14 protein-coding genes are annotated in these 17,399 nt (G+C 56.0%); 7 read left to right on the top strand and 7 right to left on the bottom strand.

Annotation, left to right across the window (positions count from 1 at the left end):
- Positions 1 to 82: 82 nt before the first annotated feature.
- A complete protein-coding gene (locus tag EI77_RS17575) occupies positions 83 to 391 on the top strand; it encodes a ribonuclease III domain-containing protein (protein ID WP_133796609.1) in 309 nt (102 codons plus the stop codon).
- Positions 392 to 1,050: 659 nt separating this feature from the next.
- Positions 1,051 to 2,106 (top strand): DUF4062 domain-containing protein, encoded by a 1,056-nt coding sequence (locus EI77_RS17570; protein ID WP_133796608.1) that lies wholly within the window; start codon positions 1,051 to 1,053, stop codon positions 2,104 to 2,106.
- Between the two features lie 76 nt (positions 2,107 to 2,182).
- On the opposite strand, the gene EI77_RS17565 is transcribed toward EI77_RS17570, so the two are convergent.
- Both EI77_RS17565 and EI77_RS17560 read right to left on the bottom strand, forming a co-directional pair.
- The gene (locus tag EI77_RS17565) at positions 2,183 to 2,671 is read right to left on the bottom strand and encodes a hypothetical protein (protein WP_133796607.1); all 489 of its coding nucleotides are present in this window, start codon (positions 2,669 to 2,671) and stop codon (positions 2,183 to 2,185) included.
- Positions 2,672 to 2,681: 10 nt separating this feature from the next.
- A complete protein-coding gene (locus EI77_RS17560; RefSeq protein ID WP_133796606.1) occupies positions 2,682 to 3,875 on the bottom strand; it encodes a hypothetical protein in 1,194 nt (397 codons plus the stop codon).
- A 693-nt stretch (positions 3,876 to 4,568) separates the two neighbouring features.
- On the opposite strand from EI77_RS17560, the gene EI77_RS17555 reads away from it, so the two are divergent.
- A complete protein-coding gene (locus EI77_RS17555; protein ID WP_133796605.1) occupies positions 4,569 to 5,531 on the top strand; it encodes an EamA family transporter in 963 nt (320 codons plus the stop codon).
- Entirely contained in the window at positions 5,528 to 6,298 is a 771-nt protein-coding gene (locus EI77_RS17550) for a methyltransferase domain-containing protein (protein WP_133796604.1), read from the top strand. The genes EI77_RS17555 and EI77_RS17550 overlap by 4 nt, the downstream gene beginning before the upstream one ends.
- A 62-nt stretch (positions 6,299 to 6,360) precedes the next feature.
- On the opposite strand, the gene EI77_RS17545 is transcribed toward EI77_RS17550, so the two are convergent.
- Positions 6,361 to 7,239: a hypothetical protein gene (locus tag EI77_RS17545; protein ID WP_133796603.1), complete on the bottom strand. Its 879-nt coding sequence runs from the start codon at positions 7,237 to 7,239 to the stop codon at positions 6,361 to 6,363.
- 369 nt (positions 7,240 to 7,608) lie between these two features.
- Here EI77_RS17545 and EI77_RS17540 point away from each other — a divergent pair, with 369 nt between their 5' ends.
- Complete coding sequence (locus EI77_RS17540) at positions 7,609 to 10,008, top strand: MMPL family transporter (protein ID WP_133796602.1); 2,400 nt, start codon at positions 7,609 to 7,611, stop codon at positions 10,006 to 10,008.
- Between the two features lie 43 nt (positions 10,009 to 10,051).
- Here the strand turns inward: EI77_RS17540 and EI77_RS17535 are convergent, their stop codons facing one another.
- The 3 genes from EI77_RS17535 to gcvT are packed head-to-tail and all read right to left on the bottom strand — an operon-like array spanning position 10,052 to position 13,318.
- Complete coding sequence (locus tag EI77_RS17535) at positions 10,052 to 11,725, bottom strand: putative manganese-dependent inorganic diphosphatase (RefSeq protein WP_133796601.1); 1,674 nt, start codon at positions 11,723 to 11,725, stop codon at positions 10,052 to 10,054.
- A 57-nt stretch (positions 11,726 to 11,782) separates the two neighbouring features.
- Entirely contained in the window at positions 11,783 to 12,199 is a 417-nt protein-coding gene (locus EI77_RS17530) for a hypothetical protein (protein ID WP_133796600.1), read from the bottom strand.
- 6 nt (positions 12,200 to 12,205) lie between these two features.
- The gene (gcvT, locus tag EI77_RS17525) at positions 12,206 to 13,318 is read right to left on the bottom strand and encodes a glycine cleavage system aminomethyltransferase GcvT (RefSeq protein WP_133796599.1); all 1,113 of its coding nucleotides are present in this window, start codon (positions 13,316 to 13,318) and stop codon (positions 12,206 to 12,208) included.
- Positions 13,319 to 13,420: 102 nt separating this feature from the next.
- Here gcvT and EI77_RS17520 point away from each other — a divergent pair, with 102 nt between their 5' ends.
- The gene (locus EI77_RS17520) at positions 13,421 to 15,337 is read left to right on the top strand and encodes a sialate O-acetylesterase (RefSeq protein WP_166647334.1); all 1,917 of its coding nucleotides are present in this window, start codon (positions 13,421 to 13,423) and stop codon (positions 15,335 to 15,337) included.
- 24 nt (positions 15,338 to 15,361) lie between these two features.
- Positions 15,362 to 16,396: a LacI family DNA-binding transcriptional regulator gene (locus EI77_RS17515; RefSeq protein WP_133796597.1), complete on the top strand. Its 1,035-nt coding sequence runs from the start codon at positions 15,362 to 15,364 to the stop codon at positions 16,394 to 16,396.
- Here EI77_RS17515 and EI77_RS17510 read toward each other — a convergent pair whose 3' ends face one another.
- Entirely contained in the window at positions 16,397 to 17,356 is a 960-nt protein-coding gene (locus EI77_RS17510) for an NAD(P)/FAD-dependent oxidoreductase (protein ID WP_133796596.1), read from the bottom strand.
- Positions 17,357 to 17,399: the final 43 nt, after the last annotated feature.

The raw sequence follows: 17,399 nt of genomic DNA, 5'->3' as shown, positions 1-17,399 counted from the left end.
AACCTGCTCAAACAATCCCAACGAAGCTTGCGGTCCGGTGTTGCTCCGCTCCTGATATTCGCCAGGATCGGGCGTCAAATTTATGGCGAACCCTACCCAGTCCGAAGCCCTCGATCAATTGCGTCAAGATGCGTGGGTGGGGGATGCGGTGCTGGAGCTGTATGTGCGCAGCCTCATCCTCAGGACTCATGGCAAGGTGGATGCGGAAATGAAGATCCGCTTCACCTGCAACCAGTTCCTCAACTGCGTGGGCAACCCGACCAAGGTGGAGGCAGGCATCGGGATAATCTATCAGCGCGAGGGTCTGGAGGCGGCCTTTGCCTGGATCCGCGAGAACCTGGAGCCGTTGTTTCTGAAACAGGAAGCGAAGCGGGGGAGGAAGGGGAGGTGAGGGGCGGTGTTCAGTGCTCAGATTTTTAACCACTCATGCTCACTAATAGGCACTAATGTCAGAGACAGAGGTTTGGGGATTGGAACATTAGTGTTCATTGCTGGGCATAAGTGGTTTAAAAATTCACCCCTTCAATCCCAAGCCAACCACAGATGTCACCGAGAGCACAGATATCGAGAAGCCGAGCCCATCCTGCTCTTGGATCACCGAACCCCAACGGGGTTCCGTCCCTCCCACGCTCCGTTCCTGCATTCTCCATAGGCCTCCCCGGATGCCGGAGGCATCCCAGCCGGTAGCCAAGGTACAGCGATCCCGCGAAGCGGGAGAGCACACCCCTGGAACCCCACCCCCTCTCACCACGCCGCATCCCAGCGGGATGCCAGCAGCGCCCACTGACCCTAGGCCTAACCCATCCCCAGGACTCGAGAGGAGCGTATACACCATTTCGTTCCACCTCCAGAAATACATTACCCTCTTATCTATCCTAAGCTCGTCATTCCTGCCTACCGTCTTTCAGAGTTGCCTTTTCCAAGTCCAGCCGCTACCATTGTGAAATACCTAATTATATTAGATATTTAATTACTTTGCCTTTAAAGATTAAACACAAATAACTATTGAGTAAACCACTACCGGATTCTTGGTTATCAATTAATTGCTTTATGGAAAAAAAATTCCAAATCTTTGTCAGTTCGACATTTGAAGATCTTCGCTCGGAGCGAGAATGTGTAGCAAAGTCGATTCTTGAAATTGGCGATATTCCTGTTGGAATGGAAATGTTTAGCGCTGCTGATGAATCTCAATGGAGACTAATTAAACGCCAAATCGAGCAGAGTGATTATTACATTGTTCTTGTGGCACATCGCTATGGCACCATTTTTGAAAATGTATCTTTCACTGAGCGCGAGTATGATTATGCTGTGGAACGTGGAGTCCCTGTGCTGGGTTTTATCTTAGATAAGAATGTTGAATGGCCTCCAGTTTGGATTGATGCAGATGCAGACAGCCGATCAAAATTGGAAGCGTTCAAATCTAAAGTCATGTCTAAAATGGTCAGCTTTTGGACCAATTCAGATAGTCTCACAAGCAAAGTTCTGGCAGCGCTCAGCAAACAAAAAAACTTGAATCCAATGCCTGGATGGGTGCGAGCGACTAATATGCCCGGTCCTGAGGTGCTGACTGAACTGGCCCGCTTGGGCACTGAGGTGGTTCGCTTAAGCGAAGAAAATTCCAAGTTGCGTGAGCAAGCTGGACAGGATACTCGGTTTGAATTAATTGATGCAATGGCTGACGACTCTGACTGCCAGGCACTTATATTGATGCATGAGCTTCAGATCGATATGCCGAGGAACACCTCATATATATACCGAACCAAAAATAGTGGCATCAGAGGATCGGGATCATTTGCAGCATATGGCCGAGATCGCCTACATGCCGCCGGTATTGTGCGCCCATCTGGAAGCGGACAATTCATCTCACTGACCGAAGAGGGAAAACAGTTTGTGCAATGGTTATTAAAAAAAGGGAGAAAGTGCTCTTTTCTTTGGACCCCCTTGGGAGGATGGGGAGCACTTAATCCAGAAGACCCCGAGGATAAATGGCTTGCTGAGTCAGTTGAGAAAAAAACTGTACAACCTGCTGCGAAAACATCACCCACTGATACTAGGGACTTCCCAATAAGCTTACCGTCTGCTTTGATACTTCCAGAAAATAGCTGAAAATTGTTAGTTATTCAGACCTCTTCGTGTGATCGATTTAGGCTTAAAACGCGTGAAATCCTCCTGGGGCAGTTCTCTAGATAGCACCAGCTCGCACAGGAGTTTTAATCGTGCTAGAGACGAAGCCTGCTGCATCATTTAAAATACCCTCCAAACTTCGCCGCATGATCCATTGCAAGAGATAAGCCGCGTCCTCCCAGGCTTGTCTTGGACCTCCCTCTGGTGGCAGATCCATCCAGTCCGTCGGCGGTTTGTATCCTGATTGTTTAAGCATCCACTCCGCCGCATGAAAACACTCATGCGCCAGCAGAGCAAACTTCTCTGCATTTGCTTCCCACATCCTCAAAGCAATCAATGCGGTCGGGCAACCCGCTTTCTCATCAAGTTCCGGAAAAGCAATACAAACGCCTTCCCAACTATCTCGATCAGGCCCAATTAAATCATATCGTTCCTTTAGAAACCGTTGAATTTGTGAAGCATCGCAGGACCAGAAAACATGCACATGCCCGGTGCCTCCGTCGATATGGATGGGAACGGCAAATTCGAAATTATTGAGCTCGCTCATTTCTCTAGATTCATATCGTGGTTTCCACACGTTGGCTTCTAGCATCCCACAGTCGATTCATAAAGAGATGAACTTTTTCCGGCTCAGATGGAGCTGGCTGAGTTATAAATGGTTCCTCGCCTGCCATAACCGCAGTCGTCACAATTGCTGCAACTTCAATCCCAGTCCCGAGAATGTTGCCCATGCCTGGAATTGTAGTGTTCCCCACTGCCTCAATGGCGATTTTGGCTAAAGGGATTGTTATAGCGATGCCTGTACTAATGTTCTTGATAAGACTTTTACGTTTCTTGTCAATACATTCACTGGCCAATGATCTAGCCTTACTCCTATAATGTTCGGCTTCATCAATTACTTCCTTCGCTTCTAATTCCAGGAACTCAGAAATTGAAATAGTATTGTATATCTTAGCCTTGGCAATCATACGGCTTACGCAATCGCTAAAGCTGCGACGCTCCAATTCCAGACCAGCTCTGATTCTAGCAGCTTCATGAATCGTAAGAACTTGTTCCATCGGGAGATGATTACCAGAAGAAACGTCGTCGCCATTGATGAGCAGTGATACGCATAGATTTCGCAGGGGTTCGTCCGATGAAGTCTTTGGGAGCGCATCTCCAAAGTATTTTTTGAACATTTGTGTTCGCGTCATACTTTCTGCGACACTTACATCGGTCGAAATTGGTCGGCCGCTCTTTTTTGATATGCAGCATGCTAGCAGTGCCATATAAATATTACACAGTTCATTACTTAGTTCGCATGCTTGCCTCTGGTTATCATAGCGTGCCCAACCTAGGTTCATGAGCGAATCAAATACCTGAGGATCGAATTTCTGTGCATAAACAAAATACTGTGTACTTAACACTCTAGTGGGCGAATTAAGAGCAAATCGCTGTTTGTAGTGCTGGCCGAGTAGATACTCAAACTTCTTGGTTCGCTTAGCGGTCGATGCGTCTTGTAGAAACGCACAAAACATTTCCGCCACCTCCCTGCTAGCTTCCCAGAATTCTGCATCTTCTATAAAATTGTAGCCGAGATACTGCCTGCATATATCATTTGGCTGCTGTGCGTCTTGGTACCTCCTTTGATCCATATGATCGGATGATGGAATAATCCTGCGCACACGTTCTTGAAAAAGGAGAGAGTGAACCAGAGTTTTTTCAGGTATTGTGATAAAAGGATAGTAGAGAAAAGTGTCAGAAAAGGACATTTGTATTATATTTCGCTAAAAATAAGCTTAATATATAGTCGCGCAATCAAAAGAATTAGTTAAGGGAAACATTACATTTCATTCCGGGAAACGGGGCCAGGGAAACTGCGTGAAATCCAGTTCCAACGGAGCAGAACAAAAAAGCCCAGCGCACGGCCTGGGAAGAGACAACACCATTGCCTCCCATCTCCGCAACCCTTGCGGTGATCCACCCTCTGAGGTGTAAAACCTCCTCGCCCCACCCCCAATTTCTCATCTTGCCAAATATTCCAAAACATCATAGATTATAGAAATCGGTGGTGTAAACCACTCCGTTCCCCAATCCCATGACGCCCATACGAAGGCACCCCCCAGAAACCTGACCCGGCATAATGCTGTCGAAATATTAAGGAGGGGTCAGGCGAAGTTGCTTCATCTTTTTTGAACAAGACTGGGCGGTGAGGAGGGAAGGATTTGACAGGGTCTAACGGAAGGTTTAATCAGCATGGACATACGATGAACCCTCTCAATCATGCTTGCCTGAATGCGGTCGCTGGATCCCCAGCGAAGCGTTGGGCTGTCATTGTGGCCTGGCCACGTGAGGTGGGTTGAGATCATCGAGCATTCATTTTTTTCGAAAGCATCTCCCAAACCCACCCCGACACCGGCGGTGGGTTTTTTTCTACCGCTGTGTGATTCCAGGAATCACCCTTCATGAACAGCAGCAGTAGTAGTACGACCTCTCTTTCATCCGGCTCATGTAGCACGGGTGCTGCCTTGCGCCCGCCGATGAGTCTGGTCATCGCGGCCTTTGTGGCGGTGTATCTGGTCTGGGGCTCCACGTATCTGGGGATGCGGCTGGCGATTGATACCATCCCGCCGCTGCTGATGGCGGGCACGCGTTTTGTCATCGCCGGGTGCCTGCTATATGCCGTCATGCGGTTGCGCGGGGAGGCACGTCCGGACTTCGGCCATTGGAAGAGCTCCACCATCGCAGGCGCTCTGCTGCTAATGGGCGGGAATGGCGGTGTGGTGTGGGCGCAGCAGACGGTGCCCAGTGGCGTGGTGGCCCTGGTGGTGGCCTCGGTGCCGCTTTGGATCATGCTGGTGGACTGGCTGCGACCCGCTGGCTTGAGGCCGACGAAACGCATTGTGGCGGGCCTCGTCATCGGCATGACGGGCGTGTTTGTCATCGTCCTGGGCCGTGGGGCGCTGGGCCAGCGGATGATCGAGCCGATGGCGGCGGTGGTGCTGGTTTTGGGCAATATCTCCTGGGCCTGCGGCTCCATTTATATCCGCCATGCGCGGAAACCGGCCTCGGCACTGCTGAGCGTGGCCATGCAGATGTTTTGTGGCGGTGTGTTGCAATTTTTGTTAGGCCTGTGCCTGGGCGAAATGAGTGACCTGGAGGTGAGCGCCATCACGCCCACTTCCGCCTGGGCCTTTGTTTACCTGACCCTCATTGGGTCGCTGGTGGGTTACTCGGCTTACATCTGGCTGCTGCAGGTGAGCACCCCGGCCCGTGTTTCCACCCATGCGTATGTGAACCCCTTTGTGGCGGTGCTGCTGGGCTGGTGGGTGCTGAATGAGCCTATCCCCCACAGCGTCATCATCGCAGGCGCTCTCATTATCTTTTCCGTGATCCTCATCACCCGTTCCTCCCGTCCTCCCAAGTGAATGCTCTCCTTATCAATGACTTAACTTTACCGCTTCCCCCACCGGCTGCGTCTGTGGATGTGCAGGCGCGGCGGAGTGCGGGTACGCATGCCGCCTTTGCCCTGCCGCTGATGCGGCCAGGGATGCGCCTGCTGGACTGCGGCTGCGGCCCCGGCTCCATCACCCTGGGGCTGGCGGAACGCGTGAGGCCAGGCGGTGCCATCGGCATTGACCTGGACGCAGGGGCTCTGGCGCAGGCCAATGAGAAAGCGGCGGAGCGCGGCCTGAATGCGGCGTTTCTCCAGGCCCAGGTGTATGAGCTGCCCTTCGGTGCGGCAGAGTTCGACGGGGTGTTTTCACACGCGCTGTTTGAGCATTTGGAGCATCCCGTACAGGCCCTGCGTGAGCTGCGTCGGGTGATGAAACCCGGAGCCTTCATCGCACTGCGCAGTGCGGACTGGGGCGGGACGGTCATGGAGCCGTGGGACGATGCCGTGGCGGAGGCGCTGGACGCCTGTCGTGAGGTGCAATCCGCCAGCGGTGGGGATGCCCATGCCGGGCGGAAACTGAGCGCCTGGCTGCGTGCGGCAGGCTTTCATCATGTGACCCCCTCCGCCAGCTACGAGATCGCTGCTCCGACCCCGCTGGCTGCCGGGGTTCTGGCGCGGCGTCTGGACCTGCACGGTTACGGGGAACAGGCAGCGACCCTGGGTGAATGGTCCGCCCGCCCCGGTGCCCTGTTGGCCCAGGCCTGGTTTGAGGCCGTGGGCTGGAAGCCTTGGATGTAGGCTTGGGGGGATGGGGGCAGGCTCTCAAGTTGCCTGAATCCCTTTTCTTAGCATGTGTAGATTCAAGAATTGCCGGACTGTAAGCTACTTGTTTCCGTTTGTTCTGCTTTTAGCTGTTCAAGTTCTTTACTTCGCATCTCATAGCGCTTGACCCAGTTTTTGAATCTATCGATCCTTTGATCGCCCCCAAATCGATCGGACTTATGGAACTTCCTGTACTCTATTTGCCCAACGAGTAAGTTAGGTGCGCCATCCTGTTCGTCGGCAGGGAATTCCCACTCAGTTCTACCCATAAACAAAATAGTTTCGTTTATTAGCACTCCATGCCAATGTGGGATATTATCAAACAATATTGTGCTTATTGATAGTTTGCCCGATTCAATGCGTGGCAAATAAATGGCCCGGTGTTTAAATTCCTCAATGTGTGCTATAGTAACTTGAGATTTATCTTTCCAATTAAATAATTTCCACGTGTCGAAGCTGTCTGGTTGTATCAAGCAAAAGGTGATATCTAATGCTTTAGTTGGACCAAAGCGCTTGTCCAGACGTCTAATAGCATCTTCTAGAAAAGGCCAAGAGTAGCTTCCTGAAACCGTTAGAAATTGAATTTTAATACTTGGGCGTTCCACGAGAGCATCTTCGATCGCTTTATATAGGTGATCATAAGCTGCTGGAAAATCATCAAAATGTGGCGGGGCTGGGGCCGCTACGCATTCTTCGATTTTCTCAAGTCTAGTTGTGAGGGTATTGTAAATATCAAAAAGAAGAAATAATAATGTAATTCCCAGGATGGAAAGCACTGTTGCTTTGTATTTCGGATCTTCAATTAGTGCGGACGTGGTTAGTGCTACAATGAGTGTGTAGATAAGTGTTTTTCGCAACTTTGGGTAAGCTTCTTTGAAGGATTCCAAAAGAGATGTTGTCTTTTTGGTATTTTCCATAAATATCTTTTATTTAAAGATTAGACTTAGATTTCTGCTCTTGAATGTCGTGATACGATCAAGCGAATCAAATTTTAGCATCAAATTACTCATAAATAAATTAGGAGCATTAAATGTGCCTAATATTTAAGTGAATCCAAAAATGGTGCGTTATATGCTTAATATCGATGGAGGGGAGATACTCACCAATCGAGGCAAAATAGGAGTATAAATTCAAACAGCAGGGGGAATTATTTCTTTTTGGTATGCTGGATGAGCTTCTGGTCGGCCCATGTCAGATGGCTATAAAAAGAATGTGGCCACGTGGATAGCAGCGAAAATGATGCTTTGCAGATGGGGGAGGTGGTCGTTTGATAGGGGCTTCACTTCATGCGCGCGCTTTTTTCGAAACCTTGGTTCATTGGGCTGTTGATCCTGCCTCTTTTCATTGCGGGGATGATCCGGCTGAAACTGGAGACGGATATCTTGGCGACGTTGCCGGGGGAGGTGCCGGAGGTGAAGGCGCTGAAGCTGCTGCGGGACGGGTTTGCGGGGGGGAGTGATCTGTTGATCGCGCTGGAGGCGGAGGATGAGTTTGAATCCGAAGAAGCGATGACGACGCTGGTGGAGAGGCTGCAGAAGCGGACGGATCTGGTGAAGGAGGTGCGGTGGGCCCAGCCGATGGAACAGCAGGCGCAGTCCGGCGCGGCGCTGATGGCCTGGGCACTGCAAAACACGGACCCGGCGGAGCTGAAGGTGGTGCGTGAAAGGCTGGAGGGCGAGGGAGCGAAGGTGAAGCTGCAACAATCCCTCCAGGCGGTGGCGAACTCGCTGGATGCGGAGAAGGTGCAGCGGGCATCTTATGATCCGCTGGGGCTGCTGGATGGGCTGGATGCCTCGGCCATGAGTGCGCTGGAGGGATCGATGTTTGGCCTGGTGTCTGAGGATGGGCGGTTCCGCCTGTTGCTGGTGACGCCTGCGACGGGGGTGGGAAACTATAAGGCGGCGGAGGCGTGGCTGAAGCAGGTGAAGGCGGAGATCGCGGAGTGGCGGGGAGAGCGAAAGCTGACGCTGCGCTACACGGGTGAGCCGGCTTTCCAGGCGGAGATCGGCGCGGGGATCGAGAAGGATATGTCGAGCACGATCGGCATCACGGAGGTGCTGATCACACTGCTGTTTTGGGCGATGTTCCGGCGGCTGAAACCGCTGCTGTGGATCCAGGGTCTGCTGATGCTGAGCATGGTGCTGACGCTGGGGGCGGGCGGGCTGCTGGTGGGCAGTCTTTCGATCATGAGCCTGGGTTTTGCAGCAATCGTGCTGGGGATCATTGTGGACTATGCGGTGCTGATCATCCAGGAGGCGCGGCAGCATCCGGAGCTGGATTCCAAAGGGCTGCGCAGGCTGGCGGCACCGGGTATCGTGGCGGGAGCCTGCACGACGGCGACGGTGTTTCTCTCGCTGATTTTTAGCGGGCTGCCGGGGCTGGCGGAGCTGGGGCTGCTGGTGGCGCTGGGGGTGCTGGTGGGGCTGGGGGTGATGCTGGCCTTTGCGCCGAAATTTACCGCAGGCAAGCAGCCACCAAACACGGTGGTGGTGACGACAGGCCCGCCTGCGCGGCATGGGCTGGCGGTGGTGGCGACGGTGCTGCTCTTTGGCGGGATGGCGACGGTGTTTGCCCTGGTGGGTCTGCCGAAGTTTCAGACGAGTGCGGAGTCTCTGAGGCCGACAAACAGTGAGGCGATGGATACGCTGCAATGGATGCAAGACCGGCTGGGGCAACTGAATGAAGCGAGCCTGCCGATCCTGATCACGGGTCCGGCTAACCAATTGCGTGACCGTGTGGAAAGCCTGTCCGTGAAGCTGGATGCGGCGGTGAAAGAAGGGCTGCTGATTCGGCAGGCGATGCCGACGCTGCTGATCGGCGATCCGGCGGCGCAGGTGGCGAACCGGGAGTTCATCGAGTGGCTGCTGGCGGAGCAGCCGAGGCTGGAGAAGGAAGTGGATGCGGCGGGTTTTGCGGAAGCAGCGGTGGGACTGCTGCGCGGTGTCTGCGGGGTGTGGAAGCCTGCACTGGCGGGTCCCTGGCCGCAGGATGAGGCGAATGCGGCGGCGGCTCCGGTGCTGGGCCGACTGCTGGCGACGGGTGCGCGTGCTGAGAATGCGGACATGGACAAGGGCCAGGGAGTGGCGCTGGCCTCCATCAGCCTAGCAGGTAAACCGGGGCTGCCGGACCGGGCGAAACTGGCGGAGGTGCAGCGGCTGCTGACGCCGGAGACGGGGGCCTGGGTGGCGGGATGGGAGACGCTGGGCGGGGCGCTGTCCACCCTGGTGCAGCATGACCTGAACCAGCAGCTTTTACCCATCCTGGGTCTTATCAGTCTGACGCTGCTGATCACCTTCCGCAGTGTGAAGGATTTGCTGCTTTCAGTGCTGCTGCTAGGCGGTGGCCTGGGGGCGCTGGCGGCGACGATGAGCCTGCTGAACCTGGGATGGAACCTGGCCAGCCTGGCGGCTATCCCGCTGCTGCTAGGCACGGGCATTGACTATGGCATCCACATCCTGCTTTCGCTCAAACGCACGGGCAATGACATCCGCCATGTGCAGGCGACGACGGGGAAAGCGGTGTTCTTTTCCGGCATGACCACGGTCATCGGATTTTCCAGCCTCTTCTTTGCGGGTAACCGTGGCATTTCCAGCCTGGGGCTGGCCTGCTGTGTAGGGACGCTGTGGATCCTTTTGATCGTGCTATGGCTGCTGCCGCACTGGCGCTCGTGGTTACGGGCGAAGTGAGTTCTTCAGCAGGGCAACTGGTGGCGGGAATGCAGGCCTAACCTCAAGGAGGGGTGAGTTTGCCGACGAGGTTGCTCAGGTAGGGGAAGAGCTGCTTCTTGCGGCTGACGACGCCGGGCATGTCATAGATCTGTGGGCTGCGCTCGTGGTAATCCACGTCAATAGCGGTTTCCACACGCTTATCTCCGGCGACCAAGAGCACGCTGTGATGGGCGGTGATATCGGTGACCATGAGACAGGCAAAGTGGAGATTGTGCGCGGCGCAGAGGGAGACGAGGGCGGCGTGGAGCTCGGCCTGTTTTTTCCAGAATTCGTCCAGGCCCATTTCCTCGATCTGGCTGATGCTGATGCGCCAGCCGTTTTCCTCGAAGACCTTGCGGTCACCCTCGATGGCACGGGCGGGGGTGGCCTCGCGCAGGAGGGAGCCAGCGGCGAAGAAGTCCTTCACAAACTGGGCTGCATCAATGCCGCCGACCCCGGCCAGCCAGGCGAGGATTTCGCGGTCGGTATTCGTGGTGGTGGGGCTGGTGAGGTTGAGCGTATCCGAGATCAAACCGGCGCAGAGGCAGATGGCGGTGGACTTGTCCGGTGTCATGCTGCGCATGCGGTACATGATGCCGACGATGGTGCTGGTGCTGCCGACGGGTTCATTGATGAAACGCACGGGCTCCTTGGTGCGCAGGTTGCCGCTGAGGCGGTGATGGTCGATAACTTCGATGATTTCCGCTTCATCGGCCCCGGCCACGGCCTGGCTGAATTCGTTGTGGTCCACGAGGACGAGCTTGGTGCGCGGGACTTCCACGAGGTCGGACTTGGAGAACACGCCCTGGAGGCTGCCCGTTTCCTCATCAATGACGGGGAAGAGAGGTTGATGCGAATTTTGCACCACATGGATGATCTCACGCAAAGGGGTGCGGGAGGTGAAGGAAAGGTACTCATGGGCGGCCTCGCCGATGGGACGGGAGAAGCGGATGAGCTGCGAGGCGCTGGCCGTATCCTGCGGGGCGACGATGACGCAGATGCCTTTTTCTTTGGCCTCCTGGAGCAGGCTCTCCTGCGGCATGAAGCCACCAGTGACGACGAGGCAGCGCACGCCCAGCTCCAGCGCCAGGGTGTGAATCTCCGGGCGGTCGCCGGTGACGAGGACGAGCTGGCGGGGGGGGAACTGCTTGGCGCGGTCGCGGGAGGTTTCCTCACTGGAGGCTGCGACGACGAGGATGAGGTCCTCTACGGCTTCCACCTGGGTGGTATCGCCGATCAAGGTGCCGCCGAGGGCGATGACCATGTTTTTGACACTGGTGCGGACTTCGCGGTTGGCGGCTTTGTGATTGGATTCGCTAGGGAGGAAAAGCTGCGCCATCTCCTGGATGGTGGGCATGCCGATGAGCTTGTGATCCGCATTCACCACCGGAATGGAGCGGAAATTGTTCTCCAGCATCTTGCGATAGACGGAAAGGAAGGTCTCATCCGAAGAGGCGGTGAGGACATCGCGGCGGCAGACGATGGCAGCCGTGGGGCGCACGTCCAGCAGCAGCTTGGGTGCCTCCGCACCGGCCAGCCTGAGCACCCAGTTCGTGCGGGCATTGATCTCCCCACAGCAGGCGGCGATGACTTCATCCTCCCGTACCAAGCGAAGATAAGACGCATAACCAATGGCCGCGCAAATCGCGTCCGTATCAGGATTGCGGTGGCCGATGACGTAGATGGGGTCGGACATGGGGGCTGGCGGAGAAAGATGAATGGCAATACTAGACTGAGATGGGGCTGTTTTCAGTCATTCAAGAGATGAAATAGTTCGAGAGAAAGCAGGCAAATTCAATTCTTGCTGCTTTTGACGAAATTCCATCTCCGTCAGGGGACCTGTCACACATTCTGGAGGGTCAACGTACGGACCGTCTTTTGACCGCTCAATAAAATAATAATGAGTAATTTTTCGGTCATTGTCCGGGTGTTGCTTAGCCACTACATAAGTGTCATTCCAGCCAACGGCAAAAACAGTCTCATTCACACGACCAATCGCATCGTTACCAAGTGAATAGCAAAGACTCATATCGGCATCGATATCAACGGCGACCAGACGGTATGGGCCGGTAACTACTTCATCGTGAACAAAACCGCATCCTGTAAGGAAGCTAGTGCATGCCAATAGGGCCAACCCTTTTAACAGCCAGTGGCGAGCAGCAAATTTCATGGAGAGTCAGCCTTCCTTCTTCCAAAACGGCTTCTTCACGACCTCTGCCGGGAACATTCTCCCTCGAATTTCCACTTCAATCGAGGTTCCGATTTTAGTCGCCTCCAGGGGCAGGTAGGCCATGGCGATGCCGCAGCTGAGGCTGGGGGATTGGGTGCCGCTGGCGACTTCGCCGATCACTTTTCCATCGAAAAGGACGGGGTAATGGGGGCGGGGTGGCGGGGCGGTGCCGGTCATTTTGAAGGCGGTGAGCTTGCTGGGCAAGCCGGTGGCTTTTTGGGCGAGGAGGGCGGCTTTGCCAACGAAGTCTTCTTTATCCAGGGCGACGAAGAAACCGAGTCCGGCTTGCAGTGGGGTCTTGTCAGGAAAGAGGTCGTTGCCATTCAGTGGGTAGCCCATTTCCAGGCGCAGGGTATCGCGGGCACCGAGGCCGCAGGGCTGGCCGCCTTCTTCACGGACAGCGGCCACGAAGCGGTCGAACCATTCCACGGCAATGGCGGCGGGCATGAAGAATTCGAAGCCTTCCTCACCGGTATAGCCAGTGCCGCACAGCCACATGGAACCGGCGTCCCCTGCGGAGACGAAGATGCTGTTATGCGGCGGGAAGATGGCTTCCTGGCCAAAGACTTTTTCAAACACGGCGCGGCTGCGGGGACCCTGGATGGCGAGACCGCCGGTGGCATCGCTGAGATTGGCCATCTGGACATCGTCAGCCTCGGTGAGCAGGCTTTGAAACTGCGCCCAGTCTTGCTGGATCATGCTGGCATTGACGACGAGGAAGAATTCCGTGGCGGTGATGCGGTAGAGAATGAGGTCATCGATGATGCCTCCCTGGTCATTGAGCAGGAGCGTGTATTGGCCCTGGCCGATCTCCAATTTGGATACGTCATTGGTCAGGGCGCGATTGAGGAAAACCAGGGCATCGCTGCCGCTGACGATGAACTGGCCCATGTGGGAGATGTCAAAGACGCCTGCGGCTTTGCGCACGGCGTGGTGTTCCTGGACGATGCCGGTGTATTGCACGGGCATCTCCCAACCGGCAAAGGGGATGACTTTCCCGCCCAGGGCGACATGGCTGTCATAAAGGGGTGTGCGCAGGAGGGGGGCGGGATCGGACATGGGGTTAAGAGTGGCGGGACAGCCCCGGATGTCAAAGCGCGGCTCTGGATTCCCTGAAGATAGCTGTTTGAAATGGCGGGGAGGGGCCGTTTTGATAAACCCATGATGTGTCGTTTTTTACTGGCTGCTGTTTTATCCGTTTCAAGCGTTTCCGCCGTTTCAGCTCAGGCACCTGCTTTCCCGCAGGCCAATGTCCTGCTCAATCCTGGAAAAGGATACGATGATGTGTCGCGCGTCTGGCAGGGGATACCGGGGATCGAGCGGGCACCGAAGGGGCGTCTGTGGGTGACATGGTACAGCGGGGATGAAGGGGAGGGGGCCATCGGAAACTATGCGCTGGTGGCCACGAGTGGCGATGATGGCAAACATTGGTCCAAGCCGGTGGTGGCCATCGAAGGGAACAAGGGCACGAAGATCGGCGATCCCATTCCCTGGGTGGACCCGAAAGGTCGCCTGTGGGTTTTTTACAACCAGCTCACCGCAAAGACTGAGACAAGCCCGACCATTCGTGGGACTTGTGCGATCCGCTGTGATGACCCGGATAGTGCCAAGCCGACGTGGTCCGAGCCGTTTTTGGTGGCTGAAGACGGGATTCTTTTTGGCAAGCCGATCGTGAGAGCTGGCGGCGGTTGGCTGGCACCGTTTTTCCTGATGGGCAATCAGGCGGGAAGGCCGGAGACATGCACTCTGCTGAGCAGCAATGAAGGTGAGACCTGGGAGTGGCACGGCGGTACCAGCATCCCGGAAGACCTGCGTAACTTCAGTGAGGCCACCCTGGCCCAGCGCAAGGATGGCAGTATCTGGACAGTCATCCGCACCACGAAAGGCCTCTATGAAAGCACCTCCACGGATGGTGGGAAAACCTGGTCGGATGCCATCGCGATGCCTGCCTATGAAGGGCCGTCCACACGTGCCTGCATGATGAAGCTGGCCTCTGGAGCTTTCATGCTCATCTATCACGATGCGAAGAAGAACGAAAATGGGGCCTATCCCCGTACGCGCTTGATGGCCTGGCTTTCCGATGATGAAGGGCGCACCTGGCCGCACAAGGTGATGGTGGATGAGCGCAGCAGCGTGTCCTATCCGGATGCGATCCAGGCCCCGGACGGACGCATCTACATCACCTATGATCATGGCCGCTACAATGCGGGGGAGAAGGAGGTGCTGGTGGCCATCATCAGTGAGGCCGACATCCGTGCAGGCAAGATTACCTCCGCAGGGTCGGCCCAGCGGTTGCTGGTGAGCCGGGCCCTGGGCTATGGAAATCATTCGGACATTCGGACTGAAAATGACCTGGCGACCAAGCTGCCGCCGAAGGAGAAGCTGGATCTGTATTTGCTCATCGGCCAGTCCAACATGGCCGGGCGCGGGCTGCTGGATACGGAGAAAAGCGTGTCCAAGCTGCGGGTGTTGAAGTTCTCGCCTAACAATAAGTGGACTTATGGAGTGGAGCCTTTGCATTATGACAAACCGGCGGCTGTGGGTGCCGGGCTGGGCATGAGCTTTGCCCGCGAAATGGCGGATGCGAATCGTGGTGTGACCGTGGGCGTCATCCCGTGCGCGGTGGGCGGGACGCCGCTGGAGCGATGGGTAAAAGGCGGTGATCTGTATGCCCAAGCTCTGGAGCGGGCACGGCTGGCCATGAAGGACGGTACACTGAAGGGCATCCTGTGGCACCAGGGGGAAGGGGATTCCGGGGATGAGGGAAAATCCAAATCCTATGCGGACCGGCTGGCCAAGATGATCGTGGATCTGCGTGCGGACCTGGGTGCCGGGGAAGTGCCTTTTGTGGCAGGCAAGCTGGGAGAATTCCTGGCGATGGAAACGAAGACTCAGACGCCCTGCTACTGGCCGCTGGTGAATGAACAGATCGCCTCCATCCCGTCACGGGTGGCTAAGACGGCGGTGGTGGAATCCACAGGGCTGAAGGACAAGGGGGATAAAGTCCACTTTGATACTCCATCCTTGAGGACTTTTGGGGTGCGCTATGCGGAGGCGATGAAGCTTTTGCAGAAGTAGCGCTTTGCGCTTAGTGCGTGGCACATGTCGGTCACCCTCCAGCAAATCGCCCAGGCGGCAGGCGTCTCGTCGATGACGGTCTCCCGGGTGATGCACCACTCGCCGCGTGTCTCGGCGGCGACACGTGAGCGGGTGCAGCAGGCCATTGAGGCGCTGGGGTATCAGCCGGATCCGCATCTGGCGCGCATGATGACGATGGTGCGCGGGCGGAAGAAATCCCGTGTACGTGCGGTCATCGCGGTCATTCGTGAGACCGTGCCGGAGGATGCGCTGCAAAAGACGGTGTATCAGTATGTGCCGATTGAGGCCATCCGCAGGCGTGCGGAGCAGCATGGCTATCACGCGGAGGAATTTTGGTTAGGCCGCGATGGGCTGGATGCTGTGCGGCTGGGCAGCATCCTGCGGGCGCGGGGGATCGAGGGGATTATCGTTTCCCCCCAGTCATCCCAGATGCTGTGCGCGCAGCTTGATTACACGCCCTTTGCGGCGGCGACCTTTGGTTTCGGGCTGACGAATCCGTCGCTCCACCGTGCGGCGGGTAACATGAATCTGGGTATTCAATTGGCCGTGAGGGAACTGCGGGCCAGGGGCTATCAGCGCATCGGCCTGGCGGTCACGCAGTGGGTGGATCATCGTGCAGAGGGATCTTACAGTGGGGCGATGCTGCATGTGCAGCAGAGCATCCCGGTGGCGCAGCGGGTGCCAGTTTTGCTTTTTCCTCACAATGAATTCAGCCGCTGCCGAAAGGTGTTTATCGACTGGATGAAGACTGAGCAGCCGGATGCGTTGATCACCTTTGATCAGCATATTCCAGAGTGGTTGCAGAGCCTGGGGCTGCGGGTGCCGGAGGACATCGGCCTGGTGGTGCATGACTGGACTCCGGCGATGAAAAGCTATGCGGGCATCCATCAGCGGCGGGATCATGTGGCGGCTGCGGGTGTGGATCTGGTGGCGACGCAACTGCTGCAAAATGAGTGCGGTGTGCCGGAGGTGCCTCGGCAGATTTTGATTCCACCGGAGTGGATTGAGGGGCCTTCGGTAAGGGCGCGGGCCGCTTAGTTAGAAAACCATCACCGCATCTGCTTTGGCCCGTCCTTGCAACCATGCGGATTCCACCCGCGATTCACCCAATGCATCCCCGCAAAAGTGAAGTCCCGCAGGCAGGATGGGAGGGGACACCGGGGCGTTTACGCGGGCAAATTTCCACCGGTGGGTGGCCTGGGCGTGGAAGTCTTGTGCGGGTATTTCCCACAGGCGCTCAAGCTGTTGCCGCAGCAATGCAGACCAGGCTTCGGGGGCTTCTTCCAGATGCTGGCGGCTGAATTTTTCCCCTGCATGAACCACCATGACCGAGTGCCCGGGAGTGACCCGACCCTCCTTGTGATTTTCGCATGCAGACCAGGCGATGTCCTCATCCGGCCTGCTGGTCATGCCATAATATTTGGCAGTGAGACCTTGCGGCGGGTTACGATACATCAGCAGCAAGGCAAGGCAGGGAATGTATGAATCGCGGATCGGCGGCTGCCCCAAAAGCCGGAGTGTTTGAGGCAGGGGGGCCGTGCTGACAACTTGGTCAAAAGCCTCCCCTAAAACTTTCCAGCAGTATCCATCAGGTGTGACCTGGTCGATGATCTGTTCAAATCGCACCTCCAGTCCCTGAGCCAAGTCACGGCAGAGATGGCTATTGCCCAGCCGATGATAATAGCGCGGGCTGATGGACGACTCCCCGCTTTCACGATGAAAAAGGGGAGCATTGAGCGTGCTTACCTGATCACCGCAAGCTTCTTCGATGGCCTGTTTAAATTCGCCGTCGCGCATGGTGAAATACTGTGCGCCATGGTCCACACGGCAGTCCAGCCAGCGCTTGGTGGCACAGCGGCCGCCAAAGCCACGTGATTTCTCAAACACAGTGACACTGGCTCCGCGTTGGGTCAGAAGGCGCGCGCAGGCGATGCCTGCGAGTCCGGCCCCGATGATGGCGATTTTGGGCATGGCCACTTTACGTCTGTGGGTAGGCATGGGTCGGATTTATCGCCTGTAGCGGTGAGCATTTCGGTCTTTT

Source organism: Prosthecobacter fusiformis (assembly GCF_004364345.1).
GTDB classification, from domain to species: Bacteria; Verrucomicrobiota; Verrucomicrobiia; order Verrucomicrobiales; family Verrucomicrobiaceae; genus Prosthecobacter; species Prosthecobacter fusiformis.
This window is presented reverse-complemented; position numbering and strand designations above follow the sequence as displayed.

What these genes read in the sequence shown, in the direction of transcription:
- EI77_RS17510 (WP_133796596.1), bottom strand. Translation starts at nt 17,356, where the DNA reads ATGCCTACCCACAGACGTAAAGTGGCCATGCCCAAAATCGCCATCATC.
- EI77_RS17570 (WP_133796608.1), top strand. Translation starts at nt 1,051, where the DNA reads ATGGAAAAAAAATTCCAAATCTTTGTCAGTTCGACATTTGAAGATCTT.
- EI77_RS17555 (WP_133796605.1), top strand. Translation starts at nt 4,569, where the DNA reads ATGAACAGCAGCAGTAGTAGTACGACCTCTCTTTCATCCGGCTCATGT.
- gcvT (WP_133796599.1), bottom strand. Translation starts at nt 13,318, where the DNA reads ATGTCCGATCCCGCCCCCCTCCTGCGCACACCCCTTTATGACAGCCAT.
- EI77_RS17545 (WP_133796603.1), bottom strand. Translation starts at nt 7,239, where the DNA reads ATGGAAAATACCAAAAAGACAACATCTCTTTTGGAATCCTTCAAAGAA.
- EI77_RS17540 (WP_133796602.1), top strand. Translation starts at nt 7,609, where the DNA reads ATGCGCGCGCTTTTTTCGAAACCTTGGTTCATTGGGCTGTTGATCCTG.
- EI77_RS17520 (WP_166647334.1), top strand. Translation starts at nt 13,421, where the DNA reads ATGATGTGTCGTTTTTTACTGGCTGCTGTTTTATCCGTTTCAAGCGTT.
- EI77_RS17560 (WP_133796606.1), bottom strand. Translation starts at nt 3,875, where the DNA reads ATGTCCTTTTCTGACACTTTTCTCTACTATCCTTTTATCACAATACCT.
- EI77_RS17565 (WP_133796607.1), bottom strand. Translation starts at nt 2,671, where the DNA reads ATGAGCGAGCTCAATAATTTCGAATTTGCCGTTCCCATCCATATCGAC.
- EI77_RS17575 (WP_133796609.1), top strand. Translation starts at nt 83, where the DNA reads ATGGCGAACCCTACCCAGTCCGAAGCCCTCGATCAATTGCGTCAAGAT.
- EI77_RS17535 (WP_133796601.1), bottom strand. Translation starts at nt 11,725, where the DNA reads ATGTCCGACCCCATCTACGTCATCGGCCACCGCAATCCTGATACGGAC.
- EI77_RS17515 (WP_133796597.1), top strand. Translation starts at nt 15,362, where the DNA reads ATGTCGGTCACCCTCCAGCAAATCGCCCAGGCGGCAGGCGTCTCGTCG.
- EI77_RS17530 (WP_133796600.1), bottom strand. Translation starts at nt 12,199, where the DNA reads ATGAAATTTGCTGCTCGCCACTGGCTGTTAAAAGGGTTGGCCCTATTG.